General features: G+C 56.4%; 22 protein-coding genes and 1 pseudogene. 7 read left to right on the top strand and 16 right to left on the bottom strand.

What is annotated here, in order from left to right; translation table 11 throughout:
* On the top strand, positions 1–839 hold an 839-nt coding region (locus NNN71_RS14980; protein ID WP_271458819.1), incomplete at its 5' end, for a winged helix-turn-helix domain-containing protein.
* Complete coding sequence (locus NNN71_RS14985; protein ID WP_271458820.1) at positions 829–1,329, top strand: hypothetical protein; 501 nt, start codon at positions 829–831, stop codon at positions 1,327–1,329. The genes NNN71_RS14980 and NNN71_RS14985, both read left to right, overlap by 11 nt.
* A 5-nt stretch (positions 1,330–1,334) precedes the next feature.
* Here NNN71_RS14985 and NNN71_RS14990 read toward each other — a convergent pair.
* From NNN71_RS14990 to NNN71_RS15005, 4 genes and pseudogenes are all read right to left on the bottom strand, one after another.
* Positions 1,335–1,448, bottom strand: a pseudogene (locus tag NNN71_RS14990) (transposase); the annotation flags it as partial.
* Between the two features lie 174 nt (positions 1,449–1,622).
* A complete protein-coding gene (gene mmuM / locus NNN71_RS14995) occupies positions 1,623–2,555 on the bottom strand; it encodes a homocysteine S-methyltransferase (protein ID WP_271458822.1) in 933 nt (310 codons plus the stop codon).
* Entirely contained in the window at positions 2,542–3,951 is a 1,410-nt protein-coding gene (gene mmuP / locus NNN71_RS15000) for an S-methylmethionine permease (RefSeq protein WP_249022254.1), read from the bottom strand. The genes mmuM and mmuP overlap by 14 nt, the downstream gene beginning before the upstream one ends.
* A 245-nt stretch (positions 3,952–4,196) precedes the next feature.
* Positions 4,197–5,318, bottom strand: a complete 1,122-nt coding sequence (locus NNN71_RS15005) for a ribosomal protein uL16 3-hydroxylase (protein ID WP_167576583.1) — start codon at positions 5,316–5,318, stop codon at positions 4,197–4,199.
* A 188-nt stretch (positions 5,319–5,506) separates the two neighbouring features.
* On the opposite strand from NNN71_RS15005, the gene NNN71_RS15010 reads away from it, so the two are divergent.
* The gene (locus NNN71_RS15010; protein WP_271458823.1) at positions 5,507–6,712 is read left to right on the top strand and encodes a multidrug effflux MFS transporter; all 1,206 of its coding nucleotides are present in this window, start codon (positions 5,507–5,509) and stop codon (positions 6,710–6,712) included.
* Here NNN71_RS15010 and NNN71_RS15015 read toward each other — a convergent pair whose 3' ends face one another.
* Positions 6,713–8,017, bottom strand: coding sequence for a sensor domain-containing diguanylate cyclase (locus tag NNN71_RS15015; protein ID WP_271458824.1), 1,305 nt, complete (start codon positions 8,015–8,017; stop codon positions 6,713–6,715).
* A 155-nt stretch (positions 8,018–8,172) separates the two neighbouring features.
* Between NNN71_RS15015 and NNN71_RS25275 the strand changes: the two genes are divergently transcribed.
* Together NNN71_RS25275 and NNN71_RS15025 are read left to right on the top strand one after the other, a co-directional pair.
* Complete coding sequence (locus tag NNN71_RS25275) at positions 8,173–8,397, top strand: ECs_2282 family putative zinc-binding protein (RefSeq protein WP_442910516.1); 225 nt, start codon at positions 8,173–8,175, stop codon at positions 8,395–8,397.
* Between the two features lie 198 nt (positions 8,398–8,595).
* A complete protein-coding gene (locus NNN71_RS15025; protein WP_167576585.1) occupies positions 8,596–9,339 on the top strand; it encodes an SGNH/GDSL hydrolase family protein in 744 nt (247 codons plus the stop codon).
* Between the two features lie 70 nt (positions 9,340–9,409).
* Here the strand turns inward: NNN71_RS15025 and NNN71_RS15030 are convergent, their stop codons facing one another.
* The 10 genes from NNN71_RS15030 to hpaG all read right to left on the bottom strand — a co-directional run bounded on the left by NNN71_RS15030 (position 9,410) and on the right by hpaG (position 19,921).
* Positions 9,410–9,925 carry a 4-hydroxyphenylacetate 3-monooxygenase reductase subunit gene (locus NNN71_RS15030; protein WP_163447209.1) on the bottom strand — a complete coding sequence of 172 codons (516 nt, stop codon included), beginning with the start codon at positions 9,923–9,925 and terminating at the stop codon, positions 9,410–9,412.
* A 19-nt stretch (positions 9,926–9,944) separates the two neighbouring features.
* Complete coding sequence (hpaB, locus tag NNN71_RS15035) at positions 9,945–11,507, bottom strand: 4-hydroxyphenylacetate 3-monooxygenase, oxygenase component (RefSeq protein WP_271458826.1); 1,563 nt, start codon at positions 11,505–11,507, stop codon at positions 9,945–9,947.
* Positions 11,508–11,770: 263 nt separating this feature from the next.
* Positions 11,771–12,661, bottom strand: a complete 891-nt coding sequence (gene hpaA / locus NNN71_RS15040) for a 4-hydroxyphenylacetate catabolism regulatory protein HpaA (protein ID WP_163447205.1) — start codon at positions 12,659–12,661, stop codon at positions 11,771–11,773.
* A gap of 12 nt (positions 12,662–12,673) precedes the next feature.
* Entirely contained in the window at positions 12,674–14,050 is a 1,377-nt protein-coding gene (hpaX, locus tag NNN71_RS15045; protein WP_271458827.1) for a 4-hydroxyphenylacetate permease, read from the bottom strand.
* A gap of 102 nt (positions 14,051–14,152) precedes the next feature.
* Entirely contained in the window at positions 14,153–14,944 is a 792-nt protein-coding gene (hpaI, locus tag NNN71_RS15050; RefSeq protein ID WP_163447312.1) for a 4-hydroxy-2-oxoheptanedioate aldolase, read from the bottom strand.
* Between the two features lie 15 nt (positions 14,945–14,959).
* Positions 14,960–15,763, bottom strand: coding sequence for a 2-oxo-hept-4-ene-1,7-dioate hydratase (gene hpaH / locus NNN71_RS15055; protein ID WP_163447201.1), 804 nt, complete (start codon positions 15,761–15,763; stop codon positions 14,960–14,962).
* 174 nt (positions 15,764–15,937) lie between these two features.
* Positions 15,938–16,318 carry a 5-carboxymethyl-2-hydroxymuconate Delta-isomerase gene (locus tag NNN71_RS15060; protein WP_163447199.1) on the bottom strand — a complete coding sequence of 127 codons (381 nt, stop codon included), beginning with the start codon at positions 16,316–16,318 and terminating at the stop codon, positions 15,938–15,940.
* A 9-nt stretch (positions 16,319–16,327) separates the two neighbouring features.
* On the bottom strand, positions 16,328–17,179 hold the full coding sequence (gene hpaD, locus NNN71_RS15065) for a 3,4-dihydroxyphenylacetate 2,3-dioxygenase (RefSeq protein WP_163447197.1): 852 nt from the start codon (positions 17,177–17,179) through the stop codon (positions 16,328–16,330).
* A 1-nt stretch (position 17,180) separates the two neighbouring features.
* Entirely contained in the window at positions 17,181–18,647 is a 1,467-nt protein-coding gene (hpaE, locus tag NNN71_RS15070; protein ID WP_271458828.1) for a 5-carboxymethyl-2-hydroxymuconate semialdehyde dehydrogenase, read from the bottom strand.
* Positions 18,644–19,921, bottom strand: a complete 1,278-nt coding sequence (gene hpaG / locus NNN71_RS15075) for a 4-hydroxyphenylacetate degradation bifunctional isomerase/decarboxylase (protein WP_271458829.1) — start codon at positions 19,919–19,921, stop codon at positions 18,644–18,646. Before hpaG ends, hpaE begins: the two co-directional genes overlap by 4 nt.
* Before the next feature lie 263 nt (positions 19,922–20,184).
* Between hpaG and hpaR the strand changes: the two genes are divergently transcribed.
* Together hpaR and NNN71_RS15085 are read left to right on the top strand one after the other, a co-directional pair.
* On the top strand, positions 20,185–20,598 hold the full coding sequence (gene hpaR, locus NNN71_RS15080) for a homoprotocatechuate degradation operon regulator HpaR (RefSeq protein ID WP_064547751.1): 414 nt from the start codon (positions 20,185–20,187) through the stop codon (positions 20,596–20,598).
* Between the two features lie 305 nt (positions 20,599–20,903).
* Complete coding sequence (locus NNN71_RS15085; protein ID WP_163447191.1) at positions 20,904–22,172, top strand: MFS transporter; 1,269 nt, start codon at positions 20,904–20,906, stop codon at positions 22,170–22,172.
* An 82-nt stretch (positions 22,173–22,254) separates the two neighbouring features.
* Here the strand turns inward: NNN71_RS15085 and NNN71_RS15090 are convergent, their stop codons facing one another.
* Positions 22,255–24,480, bottom strand: coding sequence for an inverse autotransporter beta domain-containing protein (locus tag NNN71_RS15090; RefSeq protein WP_271458830.1), 2,226 nt, complete (start codon positions 24,478–24,480; stop codon positions 22,255–22,257).
* Between the last annotated feature and the right edge of the window lie 122 nt (positions 24,481–24,602).

Consider the following 24,602-nt stretch of genomic DNA (forward strand, 5'->3'; position numbering starts at 1 on the left):
CAGTAACAATATGGATAACATCAGCTAAAATAAGGAGGGGCAATCATATGCAGATGAAAAAACATATGCTGTATCTAATTAACAATGAAATAACATTCAGGACTGATGATGGTGTACTCGCCAGTCTTTCATCACCCGAAAATTCGATTGTGCTCTCCATCACAGCGAATCGTATTTTTTCGTTCTTGCTAGAGCAACGAGGTAAGATCGTTTCCCGTGAAGATATTTTAGTCAATGTTTGGGATAAGAATGGGTTGCAGGCCTCGAATAACTCTCTGAGCCAGTATATCTCACTCATACGCCGAGGGCTCCACGATCTCGGCTGTATTCAGGATGTTATCCAAACTATACCCCGGGCGGGGTTCCTGGTTCCTGATGATTTTATATCTATCAGTGAGATTGATAACTACAGTGAAATCAAATCATTAAATGATAACGTAACGATACCTACAAAAAAAATATCGATATCTGCAAAAACCAGTATTTTTGTGATCGCTTTGTTGCTGAGTTCAATGGCTATAGCCTTTTACCCATTACAAAGTGGAGATTCTGGTACGATTTCAGCTGTGAATACCTGGAAACTCGGCGAGATTGAGCAATGCCCTGTATATACTTTTTATAAAAATTCCCCCGAGATGATGTCCGTCAAACTCGAAAAAGCCAGAAAGCTAACAAACAATTACCTTCAGTGTATTAAGGGTGCTACCTACTTTTTCCAGCCAGACGACCTATACACCTACGGTGAAAAAGGGCGTGTATTTTTGTCCCGGTGCACCTGGAGCAATAAAGAAAAAACAAAATTTGCTGGTTGCAAGGATGTCTATATACATGAAAATTAACAAGAAATTAGCACTAATAAGCTTTTCAGTCATTACGTTTTTATCAGCGATAGTTGTTCGTGCGACTGAAATCGTTGACTGGACATCCAATAATGGGATTAGTATCAACTGTGTATCTACGATCTCAATGCCTGAGTTACCTCATGGTTCGAAATTCAATGGCAGCGTTTACGTTCAGCTTCATGTTAACGGGTCAGGTGAAGTTGATTTTTCTGGCATCGTTAGTGAAACGGGAGAGTATGGTATTGGAAAACGAAACATTCAGCGTACCATTACGTTTGCATATGAAATGCTAGATTCCTCTACTGCAAGGCTTTCTGAGGCACGAGTGAGTAAGAAATCAACTGATACAATACCTGATGATTTTTTTACCAAAGCCATCTATGACAGCTCCGAACCTGAGAGAAGAATGCACATTTCAAAACTTCAAAATGCCTATTTGATTGGTAACATCTTTTCTCCTTCATTGATGTGTGTCAGTAAATCCTGATTTTACAACTTGCCTATTATTTCGGGTGGCCCGATTTTAGACATTCTGGAACGTCCTCTCACGGATGTTCCAGAATGTTTTTCAAAAGGGGTAACGCCAAGAAATGCATCTAACCGTTCAAGATTATTGCTGGCGTGAAAGATGAAGCGAAGGACCACAAGCTGCTAAGCAGGGTTTACCTTCGGAAGAGGGGCAGGTTCACCTCGCTTCATATGGCAGTAGCTAACCACCATGTATCTATTACATACAATACCGGATAAGCGAAGCGCCATCCGGCCTACACGGGTTCTGAATCAGCAGTGCGATTTCAGCGCCGCAATATCCTTTGGCGTAGTTCGGCAGCAGCCGCCAATCAGCTTCGCTCCGGCAGCCAGCCACTGCGGCAGATAACCTTCCAGCGTGGCGCAGGCTTCACCGTGGTGGTGCCAGGTTTTACTCACCGCGTCATAGTGCTCGCCCGAGTTCGGATAGACCACCAGCGGCAACGGCGTCAGGCTATGCAGATACTCCAGCGCCTCGACGGTTTTTTCCAGCGCGATACAGTTAATCCCCACCGCCAGAATCTGCGGATAATCCGCCAGCAACGCCAGCACATCGCGCAACGGCGTGCCGTCGCTCAGATGCTGAGCATCGCGTAGCGTAAACGAGAACCACGCCTGCGCTACCGGATACTCGGTCAGCAGCTGCGCCAGCGCACGAATTTCATCAAAAGACGGCAGGGTCTCACAGGCCAGCAGATCGACACCGCCATCCAGCAACGCTTCAACGCGCGGGCGGTGGAAATCCTGGAACACCTGCGCGCTACGCTGGTAGTCGCCGCGGTACTCCGAGCCATCCGCCAGGTACGCGCCGTAGGGCCCCACGGAGCCGGCAATCAGCAGCCCGTAGGCCGCCGGGTTTTCCGCGCGATACGCATCACGCGCCTGACGCGCCAGCTCAACGCTTTTAATAATCAGCGCCCGCGACTGCGTTTCATCCAGCCCGCGGGCGGCAAAACCGTCCGGTGTGGCCTGATAGCTGGCGGTGATCGCCACCTGCGCCCCGGCTCGGAAATAGTCGAGATGCACGTCGTAAATCAGCTGCGGATTTTCCATCAGCACTTTGGCCGACCACAGGCTGTCGGCCAGATCGCAGCCGCGCGCCTCCAGTTCGGTGGCCATCGCCCCGTCGAGTAATACGAAGGGACGATCGTTCAGAATGGCGGTTAAAGGATTATTCTGCGACATGCTGCGGCTCCTGTTGGCTCTGGCGCGAACGCGTTAAGAAATAGGCACCATAGCACAGCGCCACGAACGGAATCCCGCACCACAGCGCGATACGCTGCGACGGGTCAAAGGCCAGCCCCACGCAGGCCACCAGGCACAGCACAAAGCCCAGAACCGGCACCAGCGGATACCACGGCGCGCGATAGTGCAGCTCGCTCAGCGCCTTGCCCTGCTGGAGATGACGGCGACGGAACACGAAATGCGAGGCGCAGATGCTTATCCACACCGCCACTACCGCAAAACCGGAAATAGCCGACAACGCCACAAAAACGGTATCCGGAGCGACGATGCTGGAGAACAGCGCCAGCAAGCCGCCAAGCATACTCACCGATAGCGCCACCAGCGGCACGCCGTTATTGGTCAGCTGCGAGAAACAGCGCGGTAACGTGCGCTCGTTGGACAGCGACCACAGCATACGACCGGAAGCGTAAAGCCCGGAGTTGGCCGCCGACAGAATCGCCGTCAGGATCACGAAGTTAAAAATGTCCGCCGCATAGGGAATGCCCACCTTCTCAAAGACCAGCACAAACGGACTTTTTTCGACGCCCGCCTGCTGCATCGGGATCAGCGCCGCCAGCACGAACACGGTGCCGATAAAGAAGATAATCAGCCGCGCGATAGTGGTCCGAATGGCCACCGGGATCACCTTGTGCGGGTTCTCGGTTTCACCGGCGGCAATGCCGATAAGCTCAGTGCCGGAGAAGGCAAAATTCACCGCCACCATCGTCATCAGAATCGGCAGCCCACCGTGCGGGAACCAGCCTTCGGCGGTAATATTACGCAGCCCCGGCGCCGGTGAGCCGTCCTGCATGGGGATAAACCCGAAGATGGCCGCGCCGCCCAGAATAATAAACGCGATGATGGTGATAACCTTCACCAGCGAGAACCAGAACTCCCCCTCGGCGAAAAAGCGCGTCGAGATAACATTCAGGCCGAAAATCAGCACGCAGAACAGCAGGCACCAAATCCACACCGGCACCTGCGGGAACCAGTACTGCATACAGAACCCGGCGGCGGTAAAGCTCGATCCTAGCGCTACCGTCCACGTCAGCCAGTAGAGCCACGCCACGGTGTAGCCAGTGGCCGGGCCGAGATAACGGGCGGCATAAACGTGGAACGCGCCGGTTTCCGGCATCGCCACCGACAGTTCGCCGAGGCATTGCATCACCAGCCAGACCACCAGCGCGCCGATCAGATAGGCCAGCAGCGTACCCGCCGCACCGGTGGTGGAGATGATATAGCCGGTATTGAAAAAAAGCCCTGTGCCAATAACGCCGCCCAGCGACAGCATCACCAGGTGGCGGGTTTTCATGGTGCGCTTCAGTTGCCCACCTTGTTGTTGTGTTGTGTTTTGCATTATTACCTTCTAAACGTATGGACATCTAAACATCCAAATAAGAAGGAGGTTATACAACGATTGTTAACCAATTGCAAAGCGGTGGGGAGCAGCAGGAATGAAGGAAGGGTGCGACTTGTTCCCCTCACCCTGGCCCTCTCCCCAAAGGGGCGAGGGGACCGGATGGTGCAGTGGGTGGGTATGGCGCGGGTTTGCTCCCTCTCCCTTCCAGGGAGAGGGCCGGGGTGAGGGTATAGCGCGGACGCTTACTCGTCGAAGAACCAGTATCCCTGGTTAATCAGCGCCGTCAGTTCCGCGACAAACGCCGGATTTCGCAGCGCCTCGCCAAAATGGGTTTTATCCAGTTCGGTATAGCGGCACAGCATGTCAGCCGCCTGCGGTTCGCAGGTCTCCAGCTTCTCGCTGTTGATAAAGAAGCTCTCGCCCACGTTCAGTACCCGCAGCCCGTTGAGGCGGCGCAGGGTTTCCCCATCTTCCAGCGCAGCAAGCACTTCTTCCGGTTCGAACGGCGGCTCCGCTGGGGCAATATCCAGCTCGTGGCGCGGCGTACTGGCAAAACTGCCGAACCACTGTTTGAAATCGTTCGGCTGACGGATCATGTCGATCATCATCATCCGCAGACGCTCCAGCTCGTGCTCTTCCACCTTACCCGCGTGTTCGCGACAGGTGAGATCCGGGTCGGTGTAGTACTTCTCGCCGAGATCGTTCTCCAGCACGTAGTCGGCGAAGCTGCTGATCAACTCGCGACCGTTCGGACCACGGAAGCCGACGGAGTAGTTCAGCGTATCTTCATAGGTATACCCATCGTGCGGGAATCCTGGCGGAATGTAGAGGATATCGCCCGGTTCCATTTCCACTTCAATAATCGGCGTAAACGGCTCAACGTGCAGCAGCGCCGGATGCGGGCAGTGCTGTTTTAACGGCAGCGCGTCGCCCACGCGCCAGCGACGACGGCCCATCCCTTGAATAATAAAGACGTCATACGGATCGATATGCGGGCCAACGCCGCCGCCCGGCACCGAGAAGGAGATCATCAGATCATCGAGGCGCCAGTCCGGCAGCACGCGGAACGGGCGCACCAGTTCGGCGGCAGGTTCGTGCCAGTGGTTCACCGCCTGCGCCAGCAGCGACCAGTTCTTCTCCCCCAGATGGTCAAAATCCTCAAACGGGCCGTTGCTCGCCTGCCACTTGCCGTCAACGTGGCTCACCAGACGGCTGTCAACTTCCATCTCCATCGCCAGACCGGCCAGTTCGTCAGGCGTAATCGGGTCGACAAAATTCGGGAACGCGTTTTTCAGGACCACCGGTTGTTTCTGCCAGTATTTCTCCAGAAACTCCGGCCAGTTAAGGTTGAGTTGATAAGCCATGTTTTTTATACCATCAGTAGAGGGGTAGGCTCGATTATAAGGAGGGCTGCCCGGCGTCCGCTTTGTGATGAATCAATTGCGGATGCACACTGATGAATAGAATTCATAACGTCTTACTATTTTGCCTGATTATCCGTTCAGAAAATCAATATATTCTATCGGCCTTTAACACTCCCGAATGGAACAATATGACTGGTACTCCGGCGCGGAAGACACCCGCCAAAGGTCAGCATGGCCTGCTTTTTGTTGTCATCCTCAGTGCCTTAATGGCTTTTACCTCGCTCTCAACCGATATTTATCTTCCCGCCATGCCGGTGATGGCGCGCGATTTACACGGCAACGTCGAACTCACGATTACCGGTTTTTTAGTCGGTTTTTGCATTGCCCAACTGATCTGGGGGCCGCTAAGCGACCGTTTTGGCCGTCGCTTGCCGCTGTTTATCGGCCTGGGACTATTTATCATCGGTTCGATCGGCTGCGCGCTCTCGCGCAATATTGAGCAGATTGTCTTTTGGCGTGTATTCCAGGCGCTGGGGGCCTGCACTGGCCCAATGCTGGCGCGTGCGATGATCCGTGACCTATTCAGTCGTACCCGCGCCGCGCAAATGCTCTCGACGCTGATCCTGATGATGGCCATCGCTCCCATTGCCGGACCGCTACTCGGCGGACAGATCATTGTGTTTGCCAGCTGGCACGTCATTTTCTGGCTGCTGGCTGTGATTGGCGTACTGATGTTCTTTACTCTCTTCTGGCTACCGGAAACGCTGCCGGAAGAGAAGCGTGTTAAAGCGTCGCTGGGCGGCGTGTTTAAGAACTACGGCCTGCTGTTAACCAACGTCGCCTTTATGCGCTACACCCTGTGCCTGACCTGCTTTTACGTCGCCGCCTACGCGTTTATCGCCGGGTCGCCATTCGTCTATATCAGCTACTTCGGCGTCGATCCGCAGCACTACGGCTGGTTATTCGCGCTGAACGTTGTTGGCGTCATGCTCATGAGCGTGGTAAACCGCCGAATCGTCCACCGCTATCCGCTGGAGACGCTGCTAAAGATATCGCTGTTGGTGGCGGGCGCGGCGGCAATCGTGTTGGCGATTGCCGCGCGCTGGCAGATGGGAGGTCTGCTGCTGATCGTGGTGGCAGTGTTCATACTGTTTTCGATGAATGGGATTATCGCCGCCACCTCGACTGCCGCCGCGCTGGACGCCGCACCAAACGTCGCGGGTTCCGCCTCAGCGCTGATTGGCGCATTGCAATACGGTAGCGGGATTATTTCGTCACTGCTGTTGGCGACGCTCAGCGACGGCACGCCGTGGACCATGGCGTGGATCATGGCGCTGTTTACCCTCGCCAGCACCGCAATAGCCCTGACGACGCGCGCCAGGGCCGTGGCGTAATCAGGCGCTGACTACGCGGTTGCGCCCCTGCTGTTTGGCCCGGTACAGCGCCGCATCGCTGCTGCTGATAAGCTCAGCGGCGATGTCCGCGACGCTTTGAATGCTGCACACCGACAGCGGCGAATCCCAGGTCATCACACCCAGACTGATGGTCAGCACGCTGCCGATGGGGTTGGTTTCATGCACAATCTCCAGCGCCATTACCCGCTCGCGCAGGCGTTCAGCCACTGCCAGCGCGCCTTCCGCGCTGGTGTCCGGCAGTATCACCAGAAACTCTTCGCCGCCGTAGCGGCTCACGCTATCGCCCGGGCGCAGACCGCCTCTCAACGCGTCTGCTACGGCGCGCAGCACCTGGTCGCCCGCCGGGTGACCATAGGTGTCGTTGTAGCGTTTAAAGAAGTCGATATCCGCCATGCACAAAGACAGCTGCGAGCCCTCGCGCTGTGCACGGGTAATTTCATAGCTCAGACGGTCATCCATGTAACGACGGTTGAACAGGCCGGTAAGATGGTCGCGTTCGGCATACTGCAATAATGTCTGATTAGCGTGGGCAAGCTGCTGTTCCGCCAGCTTGCGATCGGTGATGTCCATCCACGCCGAAGAAATACCCGCCACGTTGCCGCCCGCGTCGTACACCGCCATAGGCTTAATGTAGAAATAGCGACCATAGAGAAACAGCTCTTTGCTGGCAATCTCTTCACCGCCGTCGAGCAGCATGAAATCCTGCTGGAACAGCAGGTGCCATTCCGGCATCAGCGTTTTGAGCAACTGCCCCACCAGCTTTTCCTCTGGCTGCCCCAGCAGCTCACCCATCGCCTTGTTCGCTTTCGTTAACATGCCGTGACGATCAATCACACACAGCGCCAGCGGCGTGTTCTGGTAGATAGATTCCAGCTGCAACACCCGCTCGCCGAGCTGGGAGATATCCCGATCGGTACCGCGATAGCCAGTCAGTTGGCCGTTTTCATCAAACAGCGGAATACCGCTGGTTTCGAGGATCACCGCCCGACCGTCTGCCCGCAGGTTACGATTAATCAGGCCCGAGAAGGGTTTGTGCGATGAGAGCACATCGCGGAAGGTGCTCTCCAGCCGTTCGGCCTCGCCCGGCACCATAAAATCAAACGGCGTACGGCCCAGCACCTCTTCGGCCGAGTAGCCGAGCAGGCGCATCACCACTTCTGAGGACCAGACGTAGCGCCCCTGCGTATCCACTTCCCACACCCAATCGGTGTTATGGTTGAGGAGATCGGCCAGCCTGCCGGAATCCATCGGGTCTTTCTGTACGAACGGCTTCTCCATTGTCATTCACCCTCTCCTTTGGTGCGATCGGCCTGACGAAGTGGTGTTTTTTTAACCACTTCATCAACCAAAACAAAATGACCTGTTATTTAATAGCCCGGAAGGCTTTGACGATTTGTGCGGCTGCACTATTTTATACCAAAGATAAAGGAGCCGTGCTCGTGATTGCAATTCAATATTTGTGTCCAAAATGTGCCGGTGTTACTGAAATAACCGACATTGAAAAAATAAAAAACGCGGAAGATCAATACCCGTTAACCTGTCACGCTTGTGGCGCGCCTTTCAGTAAAGACGCGCTTATCAAATTCGCCCGTCAAAAAGCCGAAGAAATGATTAACGAAGCCTTATTTCAATTAAAAAACTCGTCGCCTCAAAGAAATAAATAGCTTGTTAAATTTTTCCTCCCTTATCACAGGAAAATATTAGACCTCATCCCTGTAGCCCTATTTATTTATTTTCCTTCATTTTCCCTAATCTATTTTTTGGTCCGTATTCAGAGCCTTACGCGCACAGAAGTGATAGCGCAAAAAATCGACGTTTGCTAACGTGGTTTCTCCATTCACTACGGCAAGGAGAGACACATCGTGTCACAGCCGCTGATTACTGCTCTCATCCCCGGAACCGGGTTTCCTGAACTCGACAACTACCGCAGCCGTCAGGCCGCTTTCTATAGCGATGACTACGGTCAACGCGCCCGCTATCGCCAGCACAACGAGGCCCTGCTTCAGCAGAACCGGAGCCCGCAGGTCGTTTTCTTCGGTGACTCCATTACCGACGGCTGGGATTTAGCGCAGAGCTTTCCGGGAAAAAACTACCTCAACCGCGGTATTGGTGGGCAAACCACCGCGCAGATGCTGGTGCGCTTTCGCCAGGACGTGCTAAACCTGCGCCCGCAGGCGGTGGTGATCCTCGCTGGCACCAACGACATCGCGGGCAATACCGGTCCGGTGAGCAATCTGGAAATTGAAGAGAACATCATGACGTTCGCCGAGCTGGCCACGCTACACGGTATTCAGGTGGTGATATCGTCCGTGCTTCCGGTCCATGACGCGAATCCCGACTCGCAGGATCTCTACGCCCAGCGTCCGCGCGAGCGCCTTATCGCGCTAAATCACTGGCTGAAAAGCTGGAGCGCGACGCAAGGCTTTGTCTGGCTGGATTACGCCACGCCAATGACGGACGCATGCGGCAAACTGATTACCCGCTACTCCGATGATGGTCTGCATCCCAACGCGGAAGGCTATCGCGTGATGGCCCCGCTAGCGGAAAATGCCGTTCAGGCGGCACTGTCGAAGGGAGATGGGGACTCTCCTTCCGGCTCACGATGATTCATTGGCGCTGCGGCCATCGGGCAATCGATCCTGACCTGCCCGATGGCATTTAGGTAGTGAAGAAGGCTTAAGCCAGCGCTTCGGCCTCCATCATCACCGGATGAAAACGGCGTTTGAAATAGATAAGCCCGTGCCCCTCTTCTTCCGCCAACGCGATATGCTGAACCTCCACCAGATAGACCAGATGGCTACCGATGGTCTGCACCTGGCGTATCTCGCCTTCCAGACATGCCAGTGCCGCCTTTAGCACCGGCTGCCCCAGCGCGCCGCGCTGCCAGCCTGCGAGATTAAAGCGCTCGTCCATCGCCATACCGGTCATGCCGGCAAAGTGACGCGCCATGATCTCCTGTTCATGGTTGAGCACGTTGATGCACAGCTTACCGTTGCCCTGGAACACCGGGTTCATGGCGCTGTTGGCGTTGATACACACCATCACCGATGGCGGCGTATCCGTCACCGAACAGACGGCGGTAGCAGTGATCCCGCAGCGACCCGCTTCCCCTTCGGTGGTGACGACGTTAACGGCGGCCGACAGGCTGGCCATGGCATCGCGAAAACGCAGACGTTGTTCATCTAATTGCATTGTGACCTCCCGCTGCCCATTACTTCAGCAGCTTATCCAGCAGATTAATATCAGCGTTGTTGTGCAGGTGTGGCACCGTCCAGCCGTTCTGGTCGTATTCAGACAGGCAGCGATCGACCATCGCCATCATTTTGTCCATGTTGCCGGAGGTCTGGGCCTGGCGCAGACACTGCAGGCGGATCTCATCCTGGCTACCGGAGTAGTTAATTTCATACAGCTCGTGACGGCCGCCGAACTCGCTGCCGATGGCATCCCACATCAGTTTTAAGATCTTGATGCGCTCCACGTGATCCATGCCGTTGGAGCCGCGCACGTATTTCGCCAGATATCGATCAATCTGCGGATTGTTCAGATCGCGGGCGCTCGACGGCAGGTAGATCAGGCCGCTGGTCACGTTACGTTCGATAATATTTTTGATTTTGGCGTAGGCCATCGGCGCCATCACGCGGTAGGTTTGCAGCGCCGCGTGATCCGGCAAGTACGCGCCGTTAACCCACGGGGTCGCTTCAGAACACATGGAGTCGCTCAGCGCCCAGAACATGTTGCGCCACGCCACCACTTCGCCAAGATCCGCCTGCACGCCGCGGAACTCAGAAGTACCGGTGCACTCCAGCGATTTCTTCAGCAGGCCGGTAATAAAGTCGAGCTTCACCGCCAGACGCACGCACGCCTGTAATGGGTACATACGGGCAAAACCACCTTCCATCGTCCAGCGACGGCAGCGATCGAAATCGCGGTAGATAAGGACGTTCTCCCAGGGGATCAGCACCTTATCCATCACCAGAATCGCATCGTTCTCGTCAAAGCGGCTGGAGAGCGGATAGTCGTATGGGGAGCCAGTTGCGCCCGCCACCATCTCGTAGGAGGCGCGAGAAATCAGCTTCACGCCCTCGGCATCCATCGGTGCGACGAACATCAGCGCGAAGTCCGGGTTTTCGCCCATCACCTGCGCGGAGCCGAAGCCGATCATGTTGTAGTGGGTCAGCGCCGAGTTGGTCGCCACCACCTTCGCGCCGCTCACAATAATCCCGGCGTCGGTCTCTTTCTCCAGCTTGATGTAAACATCTTTCACTTCATCAGCCGGTTTGTGGCGGTCGATGGGCGGGTTAACGATCGCGTGGTTGAAGTACAGACCGGTTTCCTGAATGCGCGAGTACCAGTGGCGGGCGTTCTGCTCAAACTGGCCGTAGAACGCCGGGTTCGCCCCCAACGCGCTGCCGAAGGCCGCTTTGTAGTCCGGAGTACGCCCCATCCAACCGTAGGAGAGACGTGACCACTCGGCGATGGCGTCGCGCTGCTGACGCAGGTCGTCGGCGCTTTTCGCCACGCGGAAGAATTTATGGGTGTAGCCGCCGCTGCCGGTATCGGTGCTCCAGCACAGCTTGTCCTGCATTTCCGGCTTGTGCAGCGCATCGTACAGCTGGCCGACAGAGGCTGCCGCGTTGCGGAAGGCGGGATGGGTAGTGACATCCTTGACGCGCTCGCCGTAGATATAGATCTCACGGCCATCCTGCAGGCTTTTCAGGTACTCTTCACCGGTTAACGGACGTTTGGTGTCTGCGCGGAAATCTTCAGGTTTCATTCGGGTACACTCCAGTATTCATCGGATTTGTTAAATTTATGTTTTGTTCTTGTTTCGTAATTGAAGCGTTTAAAACGCAGACGGTGAAGAGACTTTTGGGTCAACGGCTGGTACTTTTCAGGCGGGGGGCGGTTCTGTGATCTGGGTAGGGTTTGGCGCGTGTTTGCCCCTCACCCCGGCCCTCTCCCCAAAGGGCGAGGGAGAAAACCCGCACGGTCGGTCCCCTCTCCCCTATGGGGAGAGGGTTAGGGTGAGGGGGGAACCTACGACACCGGGACTTTCTGCGCGCGAAACGCGCTCGGCGAACACCCCACTAAGCGATTAAAAAAGCGCGCAAAATAGGCCGGGTCCTTAAAGCCAAGCTGCCAGGCAATCTCGCTCACCGCGCTGTCGGAAAACAGCAGCAGACGCTTGGCCTCACGCAGCTGTCTGTCAAAAATCAGCCTTTTCGGCGGACGATTAGCGAAGCGGCGGCAGATATCCGTTAGCCTGGATTCGGTCAGGTGCAGCTCGCTGGCGTAGTCCGGCACCGTCCAGTGGCGGTGATAGTGGCTATCAATCATCTGGTTAAAGCGCTGGAACAGCTTCAGTTCGCCGCGCACGCCGCTGGCCGCGTGGTCGTCGAGCGGCGCGTTGCGCAGCAGCAACGTGAACACCGCCTGCGCCAGCAACACCAGGGTATGCTCGCGCCCCGGCAGCTCAGAGGTCGACTCGCGCTGAATCAGCCGCCAGTAGTGCGCCAGCGCCGCCAGTTCGTCGGGTTTGTCCGCCAGCGACAGGCACATTCCCGGCAGGCCGAACGCCTCACGGGTGCCGGGGTATAGCACCTCCAGCAGCGGCCAGATCAACTCTTCCCGCACTGTCAACACGTGACCGTCGCTGTCCGACTCGGTGATAAAGGCGTGCGGGACCGACGGCGGCGTCAGCACAAACAGCGGTGCCTGCACCGAGTAGCGGTGATCGTCGAGCTGCAGCTCAATCTGCCCGGTATCGAGAAAGTGCATCTGGAAAAACTGATCGTGTCGATGCGCCTGCATATCGCGGCCAAAAAACTCCGCCATGCGGGCAAACGACTGATAGTGCACATCCCTGGTGCCCAGACTCTCTTCATACTCGGTACTGATGTCGATATTGGTAATCACACGCTGGCACATAACGTCGGCTCCTTACGGCGTGGCGCGTGGGCGGGAAGATTTCATCGGTATAACCCAGATAATGGCCGCCCCCAGCACCAGTAGCGCTGCGACAAACCATAATCCGCTGTTAAAGCTGCCGGTCACATCTTTCAGCCAGCCAATCATAAACGGACTCAGCGCCGACCCAATGTTGCCCGTGGCGTTGATCACCGCGATGCCGATCGCCCTGGCGCGCAGGCTGATGGATTGATCCGGTGTGGTCCAGAAAATCGCCATCGCGCTAAACGATCCGGTCGAGGCCATCACGATCCCCAACAGTTGGATCAGGCTATGGTTGGTCGCCGAGGCCAGCAACCAACCGGCGGCGGCAAACAGGAACGGCAGCGCCGTGTGGTGCTTACGCTCCTGGTACTTGTCCGAATGGCGGCTCCAGTAGATCATGCCAAGAATGGTACAAATCTGCGGGATTGCCGCCAGTAGGCCGATGGTGATGTTGCTGCTGCCCTCGTTAAAGCTCTTGAGGATCTGCGGCGTCCAGATACTGATGGCGCTGAGCGTATTCGTCAGGCAAAAGTAGGCCAGCGTGTACATCAGGACGATCGGCGTAAACACTTCGCGCCACAGGCTGCGCTGCTGCATGGCGCTATGGCTAATGGCCCCTTCCGGCTGCACCAGCGTCAGGCGATCGCTATCCATCATTTCCTGTAAGCACTTTTTATCCTCGTCGGTCAGCCATTTGGCCTTCGCCGGGGAGTCGTCGAGCCAGTACCAGACCATCACGCCGAGCAGCACCGCCGGGAATCCTTCCAGCAGGAACAGCCACTGCCAGCCGTGCATATTCAGCAGACCGTCCATCGACAGAATATAGCCCGAGACAATCGAGCCCAGCGCGGTGGTTACCGGCATGGCAATCATAAACAGGGCGTTGGCGCGGGCGCGGAAAAACGCCGGGAACCAGTAGGTTAAGTACAGCAGAATCCCCGGCAGGAATCCGGCTTCGGTGATGCCCACCAGCATGCGCAGCACGTAGAGGCTTTTCGGCCCGACGGCGAACATGGTGGCAGTGGAGGCGATACCCCACAGCACCATAATGGTGGCAATCCAGCGCCGCGCGCCAACAATGCTCAGCATAATGTTGCTGGGAATGCCGAAAATCACGTAGGTGGCGTAGAACAGCGTGGTGGCGAGGCCGAACATGGTGGCGTTGAGGCCGAGATCCGCCCCCATCGTCAGCCCGGCAAAGCCGATATTGATACGATCTAAGAATGAGAAGATAAACAGCACGAACAAAAACAGAACCAGACGACGAAACAGTTTGTTGATAACCGATTGTTGGCCTGCCGTCAGCCGCTTGTGCTGGTCGGCCGGGTTGAGTTGCTCCGGAATTGCAGGTGATGTGTCGCTCATTGTCCTTTCCTCTGATGGGAATTTGCGTAGGGTGAAGCAGTGTTGTTGCCCGGAGCGCTTCGCTTGCCGGGCCGACATGTCGATGGGTCTCCCCGGCACGCGTTAATACACGCCGGACGACCCGAGCGAGGTTTTCTCCGCGCCAAAGCGTGCCGCCAACGCCTCTGCACCGCGCGCCAGCAGGGTGGTATCGACGCCGACGGCGACAAACAGCGCCCCCAGCTCCAGATAACGTTTCGCCAGCTGTTCATTCGCCATCAGAATGCCCGGCGCTTTTCCCGCCGCACGAATCTGCACGATGGCCTGTTCAATCGCCGCCTGCACTTCCGGGTGCTGCGGATTGCCGGCAAAGCCCATATCGGCGCTGAGGTCCGCCGGGCCGATAAACACGCCGTCCACGCCGTCGACGTCGAGGATCTGCGCCAGATTATTCAGCGCTTCACGAGTTTCAATCTGCACCAGCACGCACATGGCGTCGTTGGCCTGGTGGAGATAATCCGGAATGCGGTTCCAGCGTGACGCCCGCGCCAGCGCGCTGCCCACGCCGCGAATACCCTGCGGCGGATAGCGGGTTGCGGACACGGCGGCTCGCGCTTCGTCGGCGTTTTGCACCATCGGCACCAGCAGCGTTTGCGTGCCAACGTCCAACAGTTGCTTAATCTGCACCGCGTCATTCCACGACGGACGCACCACCGGCTGGCTTGGATAAGGCGCGATCGCCTGTAGTTGGGTCAGCACGGTCTGGACGTTGTTCGGCGCATGTTCGCCATCAATCAGCAACCAGTCAAACCCAGCGCCCGCCAGCAGCTCGGCGCTGTAGCTGCTGGAGAGCCCGAGCCACAGGCCAATCTGCGGCTGGCCTGCTTTCAGCGCGTCTTTGAAGCTGTTCTTCATCATCGTCTTTTCCTTTTATACGAACCGGCAGGTAATCGCGCCCATGTTGCCGTAATCAACATGGAAGGTGTCGCCCTTACGCGCCGGTACCGGACGGGTGAACGAGCCGCCAAGGATAATCTGCCCCGCTTCCAGCTGAACGTCATACGGCGCCAGCTTGTTCGCCAGCCACGCCACGCCGTTCGCCGGGTGGTTAAGTACCCCTGCGGCAACGCCGGTCTCTTCAATCACGCCGTTGCGATACAGCAGCGCGGAGATCCAACGCAGATCCAGTTCATCAGGCTTAATCGGACGCCCGCCGAGGATCACGCCTGCGTTGGCGGCGTTGTCGGAGATGGTGTCGAATACCTTGCGCGGACGCTGGGTTTCCGGGTCCACGTTATGGCTGCGGGCGTCAATCAACTCCAGCGCCGGGATCACGTAGTCGGTGGCGTTATAGACATCGAACAGCGTGCAGTTCGGTCCGCGCAGCGGCTTTGCCAGTACGAACGCCAGTTCCACCTCAATGCGCGGGACAATAAAGCGGTCGGTCGGAATCTCGCTGCCGTCGTGGAAGAACATGTCGTCGAGCAGCGCGCCGTAGTCCGGTTCATTAATCTGCGAGCTGGCCTGCATCGCTTTGGAGGTCAGGCCGATTTTGTGGCCTTTGAGCGTTCGCCCTTCGGCAATCTTCATCGCCACCCATTCACGCTGCACGGCGTAGGCGTCTTCGATGGTGATGTCCGGGTAATCCAGCGAGACGGCACGGATCTGCTCACGCTGTTTTTCAGCCTGATTCAGCCGCTGGGCGATCAGGGTACGGGTCTGTTTATCGAGCATAGTGATTCCTGTGGCTGTGTTTTCTCCCTCTCCCTGTGGGAGAGGGCCGGGGTGAGGGCATCAGGCCGCGGAGGTCCCCCCTCACCCTAACCCTCTCCCCAAAGGGACGAGGGGACTGACCAAGTGCGTATTTTCTTCCGCCTCAAAAGAAGCGAAGGACTGGGCGGGCCGGTCTTATTTAAATAACGCGTGCACGTTGTTCTGTTTGTAATTCAGCGTCGGGTGCAGCTCGTCAATCTCAAACGACAGCGCCAGATAGCGGCTGTCCATCAGCGTGACGAAGTGGGCTTTAATCAGCCCGAACAGCATTTCGCCCACCTCCTGAAGGCTCTCCAGGCTGCGGCCTGCACCGATTTTCAACGTCATATGCACAAACGCGTAGTCATGCTTCCCGTCAGCCATCTGCCAGGTATCCAGCCAGTGGGCGCGGCTGCGGATGCCGCCGATGGGGAAAATTCCGGTCGCGGCCAGCGCCTCGTTCACCTTGCGGAACAGGCCCGGTAAATCTGCCTGCTCGCGGATGTTGGTGGTGCATTCAGCAATAAAGTGCGGCATGGTTCATCCTCACGCGGGCAGCGGGAATACGGCGTTTACCTGCCCGGTGCCGGAGCTGGCGAACAGATCGGTGATAAACTCCACCTTGCCGTCGTACTTATCCCAGCCCAGCATTCCCAGCAGCATCACGGTGTCGTGCATATTGCCTTCGCCGTAGCAGTAGTCGGCGTACTCCGGCAGCATGGTGCAAAACTCCTTGAACTTGCCCTCGCGCCACAGCTTGACGACACGTTCGTCCATCTGATGGTCAAACTCGCGGGTGTAGCTGTTCATCCCCTCTTCCGCACGCTGGTCGTCGATAAAGCGGTGCGACAGCGAGCCGCTGGCGAACACCGCCACGGTGCCGTCGTACTTCTCGATGGCTTTCAAAATGGCTTCACCCAGCCTGCGGCTGTCGGCAAAGTCATGCACAGTGCAAAACGCCGAGATGGAGACCACCTTGAAGTGCTTATCGGCGTTCATATAGCGCATCGGCACCAGCGTGCCGTATTCCAGCTTCAGGCTTGGAATGTTGTGCGCTTTGGCGCGCACGCCCAGCGCTACGGCTTCATCGGCAATCAGCTGGCCCAGCTCGGGATTACCGTCATAGTCGTAGGCCATGTCGCGAATAAAGTGCGGCAGCTCGTTGCTGGTGTAGATGCCCTTAAAGCTTTCCGCGCAGTTAATGTGGTAGGCACTGTTCACCAGCCAGTGAGTATCGAACACGATGATGGTGTCGACGCCCATTTCACGGCAGCGCTTGCCGATCTCTTTATGCCCATCGATGGCCGCCTGACGGCAGCCAAAGTTTTTCCCCGGAATTTCAGAGAGGTACATCGACGGCACGTGAGTAATTTTTGCTGCTAACGCGAGCTTGCCCATATCACACTCCCCACTTAGGAATCGGGTGTTCGCCCATTGAGATGCAGACGTTCTTCATCTCCGCGAACACTTCAAAGCTGTACTCGCCGCCTTCGCGCCCGGTACCGGAGGCCTTCACGCCGCCGAACGGCTGGCGCAGGTCGCGCACGTTCTGGGTGTTGACGAACACCATCCCGGCCTCGATGCCGCGTGCCAGACGCAGCACTTTGCTGATGTCCTGGGTCCAGATATAGGAAGCCAGGCCGTACTCAATGTCGTTGGCCAGACGCAGCCCTTCCGCCTCGTCTTTGAACGGCAACAGGCAGGCTACCGGACCAAAAATCTCTTCCTGCGCCACGCGCATCCGGTTATCGACGTCCGCCAGCACCGTTGGGCGCAAGAAGTTGCCGCCACGCAGGTGTGCTGGCAGGTCAGTGGGTTTTTCCGGGCCGCCGGCCAGCAGGGTCGCACCCTCTTCAATGCCAAGGCGGATATAGCCGGAGACCTTCTCCCAATGCTGCTGGCTAATCAGCGCGCCGACCTGAGTATTCGGGTCGTTCGGGTCGCCCACGCGCAGGCGGTTGGCGCGCTCGGCAAAGCGTTTGACGAATTCCGGGTAGATGCTCTGCTGGATAAAGATGCGCGAGCCGGCGGTGCAACGTTCGCCGTTGATCGAGAAGATGGTGAACAGCGCGGCGTCCAGCGCCCGTTCAACGTCGGCATCCTCAAAAATCAGCACCGGCGATTTGCCGCCCAACTCCATCGAGTATTTTTTCAACCCGGCGTTTTTCATGATGTTGCGCCCGGTGGCGGTGCCGCCGGTAAAAGAGACCGCACGCACATCGTGGTGGCGTACCAGCGCATCGCCCGCCGTCGCGCCATAGCCCTGCACCACGTTCAGCACCCCTGGTGGAATGCCCGCTTCCAGCGCCAGCTCGCCCAGACGGTCGGCGGTTAACGGCGACAGTTCGGACATTTTCAGCACCGCGGTGTTACCCAGCGCCAGGCACGGCGCGACCTTCCAGGTGGCGGTCATAAACGGTACGTTCCACGGCGACACCAGCGCGCACACGCCCACCGGCTGCACGAGGGTGTAGTTGAGCATCTTGTCGTCGACCGGATAGGTTTTGCCGTTCATCTGCTGGCACACTTCGGCGAAAAACTCGAAGTTGTGCGACGCGCGGGGGATCAGCACGTTTTTGGTCTGATGAATCGGCAGACCGGTGTCGGCGGTTTCCATCGCCGCGATTTCCGGCACGTTCTGGTCAATCAGGTCGCCCAGACGACGCATCAGGCGCGCGCGCTCTTTCATCGGCAGATTGGCCCACTTCGGGAAAGCCTCTTTCGCCGCGGCTACCGCCTGATTCACTTCCGCTTCGCCGCCGGAGGCGACTTCCGCAAGCACCTCGCCGGTCGCCGGGTTGGTGGTATGGAAATAGTCATCGCTGGCGACGCTTTTGCCGTTGATCCAATGGTTAATTTTTTTCATTTTGCAGACTCCTCGCTGACAATCCGGTTCACCAGGCGACCAACGCCTTCCACTTCCACAATCACTTCATCTCCCGGCACCACGTCGGAGAGCCCTTTCGGCGTGCCGGTGGCAATCATGTCGCCCGGTTGCAGCGTCATAAATTGGCTCAGGTAAGAGACCAGGAACGGTACGCTGAAGATCAGATCGGCGGTGGTGCCTTCCTGACGCAGCTCGCCATTGACCCAGGTGCGCAGGGTTAAGTTATGCGGATCGGGAATCGCCGCTTTTGGCACGATATTGGGGGAAACGGGCGTCAGTCCGTCGCGGCTTTTTACCCGCAGGTTCGGGCGATAGTAGTTTTCCAGGTAGTCGCGAATGGCGTAGTCGTTGCAGACCGTGTAGCCCTCGACGTAGTCCATCGCTTCAGCTTCACTGACCTTGCGCGCGGTTTTGCCAATCACCACCACCAGCTCCGATTCGTAGTGCATGTACTCGACGTTGTCCGGGCGCACCGAGGTCTGGTTATCGCCGGTAAGAGTGTTCGGCGCTTTGATAAACACCAGCGGCTCTTCCGGCGGCTTGAAGTCCAGTTCGCTGGCGTGGTCGGCGTAGTTCAGCCCCAGCGCAAACAGGGTGCCGTGGTCGTACGGACGTGGCACCGGGCGAGCGTCCGCTTCGGCGACTACCGGGTTTTCCAGCGGCGGGAAACCTTCTGCCAGTACGCGGACCCGATCGCCGGGACGCAGCGCCACGCGGTTGTGCGGGGTGCCCAGCAGAATGGCATCGCCCGGATTCAGCGTGGCGAAATCGCTCAGGGCGCTCAGCAGCTCGGCGGCATTGCGCGTGAGGTCGGCGGTGCTCCACTGGTCGGCGTGACGACCGTTGATTTCGGTAATGATGGTCAGGTTGTCGACGTTATCAACGCTCACCATTTCCCCCAGCGGGCAGAAGCCGTCACGGCATTTGGCTTTAATCGCCGGGCGGTAGAAGCTCTCTTCCGGCAGGCTGACTTCGTTCGCCAGCGCGTATCCGGCGATATAGTCCACCGCGTCTTCAACGCTAACTTTACGCGCCGTTTTGCCCACCACCAGCGCCACCGTTGCCCCGCTGAATACCGCCTCCCCCTCTGGGTACGGGATCGGCTGACCGCCTTCGGTGACGGTATTGTGCGGTTTGATAAACCAGACGGCGGTTTTAGGCGGTGCCTTATAGGGGGCCTGCTCGAACGCGTCGCGCCTGGCATCAAGCTGGCTGCGATGGTTGAGCGCCACGGCGAAAACGGTACCTTTCATTTACAGCTCCTCAGAGACAGCATTTATTTCGTTATATATTAATGATCTGTTTTATGCCTCCGCTACTCATTTAGCAAACACAAGTAATTTTTTTGTGACTAGATTAACAATAATTTTACACAAACTAAAAATAGTCGTTTATAATCAATTAATTAATGAAATTTCATTTCAGCAACGTCGGGTTTCATCAAAAATATGCTGTTGATAAAAGCAACATTGCTATATTGTTCATATATTAATGATGAGAAGTGGCAGGAGGCAGAATGCACGATTCTTTAACCATCGCCCTGATGCAGGCGCGGGAAGTGGCGATGACCTATTTTCGGCCGATCGTGAAGCAGCACAATCTAACGGAGCAGCAGTGGCGGATTGTTCGCGTGCTGGTCGACAACCCTTCAATGGACTTCCACGATCTGGCTGCCGCGACCTGTATTCTGCGCCCCAGCCTGACCGGGATTCTGACGCGCATGGAGCGCGATGGGCTGGTGTTACGCCTGAAGCCGGTCAACGATCAGCGCAAACTTTATGTCTCGCTCACCAAAGAGGGGTACGCGCTGTACGAGCGCGCGCAGGCGAAAGTGGAAGAAGCCTACCTGGAAATTGAACAGAAGTTCACGCCGGAGAAGATGAAACAGCTGACGGCGTTGCTACACGAGTTTATTACCCTCAACAAATAGCCCCTTATCTGCCTGTTTTCACCGCAATTCGGGCAGAATGAAACCGCCCTTAACGGTTCATTACGTCATTACTTACCCCGATACACTTAAGTGGTACGCCATCCTAATAATTTTGAATCAGATCACATAATTTTCTGAAACACAGGTTTAATATTCAGAAAAATGTGACACGGATTCACTAATTCTCATAAAAGGACCGCTGTGTGCCGCCGAATGGCTGGCGATTTATCTTCTCTCTGTATGACCGCAGTTGCGCCTGTTCACCCGCAGGCCGTCTCATATCCTAAGAAGTAAAGGAACGTTTTATGCGCACTACTGGTCATACGCGCTGGTTTATGGTGGCTCTTGTCACGCTTGGCACGATTTTATGCTATTTAACCCGCAATACTATTTCGGCCGCTGCGCCGACGCTTCAGAGCGATCTTCATGTCACTACCCAGCAATATTCCTGGATCGTGGCGACATTTTCCGCCTGCTACACCATTGCCCAGCCCATCGCGGGTTATGTGCTTGATACGCTGGGCACCAAAGTGGGTTACACCCTGTTTGGCGCACTGTGGGGCATCTTCTGCATCGGTGCCGCCTTCACCAACAGCTGGCAAGGCCTGGCGCTGTGTCGTGGCTTAGGGGGTTTTGCCGAGAGCGCGATGATCCCCGCCGGGCTGAAATCGGTCACCGAATGGTTCCCGGATCACGAACGTTCCGTCGCCGTGGGCTACTTCAACGTCGGTTCTTCGATGGGCGCCATCATTGCGCCGCCGATGGTGGCATGGGCCATTTATATTCACAGCTGGCGTCTGGCGTTCGTGATCGTCGGGATTGCCAGTATTGTGTGGGCGCTGGGATGGTACCTGGTCTATAACCGCCCGGGCCAGTACAAGAAACTGAGCAAAGAAGAGTACAACTACATCACCGAAGGCCAGCCAGAGAAAAAAACGGTCGATAAAGTACACATCGGCCAGCTGCTGAAGCAACGTAAATTCTGGGGCATCGCCCTGCCGCGCTTCCTGGCGGAACCGGCGTGGGGGACCTTCAACGCCTGGATCCCGCTGTTTATGGTGCACACCTACGGCTTCAACCTGAAAGATATCGCCATGTTTGCCTGGATCCCGATGCTGTTCGCCGATATGGGCTGCGTCATCGGCGGCTATCTGCCGGGGATCTTCCAGCGTGTCTTTGGCGTCAATATTGTGGTTTCACGTAAGCTGGTTGTCACCATGGGCGCAGCGCTGATGATCCTGCCGGGCATGGTCGGTCTGTTCAGCAGCCCGTTCGTGGCTATTGCGCTGCTGTGCGTCGGCGGTTTTGCCCACCAGTCGCTGTCCGGCGCGTTGATTACGCTCTCTTCCGACATGTTCGATCCGGGCGAAGTGGCCACCGCCAACGGTTTTACCGGCATGGCTGCATGGACCGCCAGCACCTTATTCGCCCTGGTGGTTGGCGCGCTGGCGGACACACTGGGCTTTAGCCCACTGTTTGCCGTGCTGGCAGTATTTGATGTGATTGGGGCGATTATTCTGTGGGCGCTGCTGCGTTCGCCAGAGCCTGAGCTGGAAGCGAACCCGGCCAGCTGACCGAACCACCCCGGCGGCGCTTCGCCAGGCCGGGCTAACGTTTATGTAGCCCGGCCTGCGCTAGCCGACTCCATGGGAGCCGCTACCCCATAATGGTCGCGACACCCATATGCGTGAAGGAGGATTTCACCGTCTGCCCGCTGACGCTTTTCACCACGGCATAGGCGCCGGTGGTGTCGTAATCCGTGTCGGTGATCCCAATGCCATTGTCGTCGTAGAATGCGCTTTGTGGCGCATTAATGGTAATTGGGTGCCCCACTTCGCTCGCGGTCACTGTGTGGATCGAAGAGGTCCACGTCTGGCTGCGTGGGTTATAGGATGGGCCGCCATCATCGCCGTATACCTGGAAGTGCAGCACAATCTGGTCCCCTTCCTTCATACCCGCATAAGGCGTTATCTGGAAATCAACGCCGCCGCTGGATTCATTGATATTGACGACATCATCCGATCCAATCCCCAGAGGAATCGGCCCATCAACTTGACCAATAGATTCAGCGATAAAGTTCGATGTGAAGCTCATCTGGTGCTCGCCGACTTTCGCCTGCACCTGGACGTCTTCCGCCGCTGTATCCGCGAAGCTGATATATGCATTCCCCTTCGCGTCCGTCACCGTTGTTGAATGTTTAATCTCTGCCTTAGAGGACGGCGATACCAGAGACCAACTCACTGTTTCACCTGCTGCTGGTTCGTGCTGACCATTTTCAACCGAAACCTGCACGATATTCTGGTGAACGCCATCGGCAATGACGCCATTTTTCACTGCGGACATCTCTACGTTAGTAATAATCTGCGAGCCCTGAATAAACGTCACGCTGCCGGAATCGCTGATATCATCCATTTTCGCCGTTACGGTCACTTTCTCCGGAACGGTATCCGTTAAGGCAAAAAGCGCCACGCCGCTATCATTGGTGATGGTTTCCGTTTTATTGCCCTTTGCCGTATCCGAGCTATCAGACCAGGCCACGGTCTGATGGCTCATCGGCTTACCGTTTTCATCGGTGACGACGGCTTTCAGTATTCCGCGATCCTGGCCATCAGCGCTTGCCGCCCCCCTCACCGTGCTGACCACGATGTGCCTGGTCTTATCACCACCACTCCCCTCAACAAACGTGGCTTTCGAGGTCTTCGTCTGCTGCTCTACGGTCGCGGTCACGTCCACTGTTTCTGCGACAACATCAGTTAAGCCCACGGTAGCAAGGCCGTAGCTATCCGTCGTGCTGGACGCTCGTGCCAGCTTCGCAGAACCGCTAACAGACCAGTTAACGGTGACGTTGGCCATCGGCGTACCGTCAGAATCGGTGACCCGCGCCACGGCGAAATCTTTGGTCGTACCGTCAGAATCCACCCCATTACGCACAATTTGTATCGCTAAATCCGTGGTAGGCGCGTCTGGCGTCGGTTTTTCCTGCTTGCGGTAGTCCAGCACGATTTCATTATTACGCTCGACAAGATCGTAACGGCTGCCTGCGAGGCTTCGACGATACGCCACCTGATCGCCCGACAATTGTGATGACAAAGATTGTCCCAGCACATAGTGGAAAGCCAGGGAGAACTGGGTGTCATCCACAGAATCCTGACCGCGTTTATAGTCTATGCCTGCGGTCACCAGCGGAATCGGCGTATAGTTCAGACCCACCGTGACCGCAGAAGGATCTTTTTGCAGGTGGTCGGTATCAAATAGCGCAACATTATCGCCATAATACTGTTCGTACATGACCTTTGCGCCCAATTGCGGATAAGTCGGTAAATAGCCTTCAGCACGAATATCAAAACCATTTGCAGGCTTTTCATCGTAATCATCAAAATCACGTGAACTGTGCCAATCGGTAATACCGACATAGCCGTTTGCCGATAGTTTTAAATCATCGGTCCAGGCTTCGCCGCCAAATCCGGCGCGACGGTTACCACCGGTAAAATCATCATCAATAAAGCTGTTAATACCAAACATCCAGTTAGATGCATTAAATGTTCTGACGCCAAAACCAAGGTTTCCAGTAAAACGATCGTCCGGTGCGCGCATCCCCAATTGAGTGAAGATCACCGTTTTTTTGTTATCGTAAAACGGCAGCAGAAAATCAAAGGAGCTATCGTCCCAGTTGCCGTTGTTATCCACATTTAACTGCACGCGGGCAGTACCGAACTGCGAGAGCCAACCTTCCACGGAAGAAGATGCATAGCTTGATGCGGCGGACGCCGCTGCACCTGCCGCCCCATTTGATTCGGTTGATGCCAGTGTGGAAGCTGTCCTGCTCAGCGTATCACTATAAGGATTAACGTCAGCATTCTCCGTCGCAGGTGCGTTAGCCATCGATTGTAGAGGGATCAACAGCAGCATCGGAGACAATACGCGCGGGACCTGTTTCAATTGAGCTAAAGAATAAGACACGCCATAACGACACAATAAAGATAATTTATTCATTTTATACAATG

The organism is Kluyvera sp. Awk 3, from assembly GCF_028069715.1.
In the GTDB taxonomy this organism is placed as follows: domain Bacteria; phylum Pseudomonadota; class Gammaproteobacteria; order Enterobacterales; family Enterobacteriaceae; genus Kluyvera; species Kluyvera georgiana_A.